Below are 3,438 nucleotides of genomic sequence, written 5' to 3' on the forward strand. Positions count from 1 at the left end.
AGTATGGGACAAGAAAAAGGGAAGAGAGAAGATTTCAGCAAAAGAACTAATTGATAAAAAAGAGTTGATTGCTTTCCACCCAGCACTAAATGCTTATCTTAATAAGACCTTAAAAAAGGAGTTAAAAAAATTAAACATCCAAGATGTTGGGGTTATGATAAAAAATCCTTGTCAAAAAACTAAGTCAGCCAAAGATTTGGAAATAGAAAATAAAGAGCTTAAATTAGAAAATAACCAATTAAAGGAGTATTTGAAAGACAAAACTATCACAAAAAATAATAAAGAAATATCTACGCTAGATGATTTTTACAACACGTACGCTAAAAAATCTAATGAGAAAGAGAAAGAAAAAGATGAGTATGAAATTGAAGAAGATTTTTTAAAATTATAAATTTGAGGTATAATTATATTGACTAAGAGAATAGAGTTCAAATTGAACGCAAAAAAGCAGGTTGGTAAAAATACCCCTGCTTTTTTTATGCTAGTTGCTATTTTTCCTGTTCTTCATTTTTTAAATTTCTATCTAGCCATTTGCAAATGTAGTGACTAGTTACATTCGCTATGATAGAAATTAGAAGAGAATAGATTTTTTCCAAATTGAACGCCCCCTTTCTGTCACCAGTGTAGGGATAGCAACAAAATTATTATATCAGATCCCCTATACTTAGATAGATTTAATATTAAAAAAGTCTCGAGGCTTTATATTTTTAGTTTTAAGAAATTTTTTTTAACTAACATAGGGAATTATATATTAATATCAAATGAAGCTCTTACAAGTTAAAATAAAACGTTTTCTTAGGTATTTTAAAGCTTAGTTTAAATATTATTTTTATAATAATTTATATTTTTGTTTTATAGGCTCTAATTTGCGATTTAAGAAAAATTAACATCTATGGCAAGGAATCCTATGCTTTTATGATTTTAGGAGCATTAAAGTTTAAAATTCGATTAATTTTGATATCTTCTATTCCTAACCCTAGCTGTATTAGATAGCCCCTTGCGTAAAGGGGCGAGGAGCATAGCGACGGGGGTTCGTATTCGGAGCATTAAATTATATAAAATTAAACTCCTTAATATCTTAAATTCATTTAATCTAAAATTCTACTACGAAAATTTTGAGCATAGCGAAAAATTATCTATATTTTTCTAACGGAAATTTGCGTCAGCAAATTGACCATAATTTTTCAAAAATTTTTAATTTTTGCTTTTAATAATACTTTAATATACTTTAATATACTTTAAGGTTGGATTTTGGGTCCCCAAACGTTGAAATTTACATATTTATTTTTTTTTAAAACGACAATTTGTGCATCTAAAACGACAATTTGTGCATCTAAAACGACAATTTGTGCATCTAAAACGACAATTTGTGCATCTAAAACGACAATATTTTATTATTGACTTTATAATATTTTTGGTATATAATAAAGTCAATAATAAAGAGAGGTCGTTTTAAATGAATGATTTAGTAAAATATCATAATGATTTAAATATGGTTTCTATGAAGAAATGGTCAGCTGAGGATATGAATTTTTTCTTTGGTATCATTTCAAAAATTAGAAATCAAGGAACTAAAGAAATGACTTTAAATACTGATGAAATCAAAGATTTGATTGATTATTCTGATAGAAATTATAGATGGGTTGCAACCCTAGATAAAATTACAGATAAAATTGCAGGTCTTCGTTATGTTGAAAGAACTAGTAAAAGAATAGCTAATTTTGCACTGTTTCAACGCTTTATAATTGATATTGAAAATAAGACGTTAAATGTTAAGGTTTCTGATGATTTTGAGTATATCGTAAATAAGCTTACTAAAAATTTTACAGTTTATGAATTGACTGAATTTACAAGTTTAAAATCAGTTTATTCTAAAACCATGTACAGAATTTTAAAACAATGGAGGACGACTGGTAGCAAAGAGTTTAAATTGGACCAGTTTAAAGATTTACTTGATGTTCCAGTAAGTTATAAAGCTAATGATATTAAAAAAAGAGTTATAAAGCCTATAGAAAAAGAATTACCTAAATATTTTAATAAATTCAACGTTAAAATAATAAAAGCAAACACACAAGGTACTCCAGTAATCGGCTACAAATTCACCTGGAATCCTGAAAAAGTACCTGAAAAACCTGAATTTGTTGATGATGAGTATATAAAAAAGACTAGTAAAAACCGTAATATAAGCAAAATAAAAAATAAAAAATCTAAAGGATCTTTTTCCCAAAAAGCTAGAGAAGAAAGGTTTAAAAGAATTCTAGAAGATAGAGAACAAGGAGAAGAACAATGATGAACGATGATGATTTACAAAATATGTTATTAAACTTAGATATTTTTAAAGCTAAATATGAAAAATTTATAGAGTATTGCACAGAAGATATTAGCTTTAAAGATTTCTTAGAACTATATAAAATTCTCGAGTTGCAAAAAGCAAATGAAAAACTAGAAGACATTTCTAATACAATTGATTATCACTTTTCGTGAACTAAAAGACTAGATAAATCTAGTCTTTTTTTGTCTTCATTTTTGTATTTTGAAATTATTAGGCTTGCCTTAAGAAGGGGGTCAAGGGGTCTCCCCTTGCAAGCTTCAACACCCTCTGGGTTTGGTATAGCTTGCTACACCATTAAAAAGTGCCTTTATATGGTATTTATACACCAAAAAGTTTTGATTCAAAGTATATACCATTTTTTTATTTTCAAATTTTAAAAAATACATACACCTGCTAAGATTTTTTTCTAAAAAAATGAACTAATAATATAGCAAATCATGAATTATATACCATTTTTTTATTTCCCAAATTAAAAAAATACATATATAAGTTAAGACATTTTTTAGAAAGGAATTAACAATATGGCAAATTTAAAAAAATATACACGTGTACAAATTGGGCATATACTAAAACATTGCTCACGATCAAAGGACGAACAAGGAAATTATATAAAATTTGGAAACGAAAATATTAATACAGAAATCACAAATTTAAATTATAATTTAGCTTCTAGGCATGATGGTTTAAGCGACTATGATTTTATAAAAAATAGATGTAAAGAGCTTAAAGCACTCAACCGTAAAGACGTCAACATTGCTTGTTCGTGGGTTGTGACCATTCCACATGAATATTATAAAGGTGCTCAATTCGCTGATTTTGATAATTTTTTTAACCCCGAAAATGAAAACCCCTACATTACAAGTTTTTTTTCAAAAACATACGAGTTTTTGAAAAATAGATATGGCGAAAAAAATATAGTTTCCAGTTATGTACACCTAGACGAAACAACCCCACATATGCATTTTATTTTCACCCCCGCAGTATGGGACAAGAAAAAGGGAAGAGAGAAGATTTCAGCAAAAGAACTAATTGATAAAAAAGAGTTGATTGCTTTCCACCCAGCACTAAATGCTTATCTTAATAAGACCTTAAAAAAGGAGTTAAAA

4 protein-coding genes are annotated in these 3,438 nt (G+C 27.5%); all 4 read left to right on the forward strand.

Annotated features, from left to right (window positions below; genetic code table 11):
• Positions 1–391, forward strand: a 391-nt coding sequence (locus tag FYJ26_RS10895) for a hypothetical protein (RefSeq protein ID WP_459410835.1), incomplete at its 5' end; no start/stop codon positions are given.
• Positions 392–1,456: 1,065 nt separating this feature from the next.
• Entirely contained in the window at positions 1,457–2,290 is an 834-nt protein-coding gene (locus FYJ26_RS10660; protein WP_154542222.1) for a replication initiation protein, read from the forward strand.
• The gene (locus FYJ26_RS10665; RefSeq protein WP_154542224.1) at positions 2,287–2,484 is read left to right on the forward strand and encodes a hypothetical protein; all 198 of its coding nucleotides are present in this window, start codon (positions 2,287–2,289) and stop codon (positions 2,482–2,484) included. The genes FYJ26_RS10660 and FYJ26_RS10665 overlap by 4 nt, the downstream gene beginning before the upstream one ends.
• Before the next feature lie 369 nt (positions 2,485–2,853).
• A partial coding sequence (gene mobV, locus FYJ26_RS10670) for a MobV family relaxase (RefSeq protein WP_195837866.1) occupies positions 2,854–3,438 on the forward strand: 585 nt, incomplete at its 3' end.

The sequence above is a fragment of the Anaerococcus porci genome (assembly GCF_009696575.1).
Taxonomy (GTDB): Bacteria; Bacillota; Clostridia; order Tissierellales; family Peptoniphilaceae; genus Anaerococcus; species Anaerococcus porci.

What these genes read in the sequence shown, in the direction of transcription:
- FYJ26_RS10660 (WP_154542222.1), top strand. Translation starts at nt 1,457, where the DNA reads ATGAATGATTTAGTAAAATATCATAATGATTTAAATATGGTTTCTATG.
- FYJ26_RS10665 (WP_154542224.1), top strand. Translation starts at nt 2,287, where the DNA reads ATGATGAACGATGATGATTTACAAAATATGTTATTAAACTTAGATATT.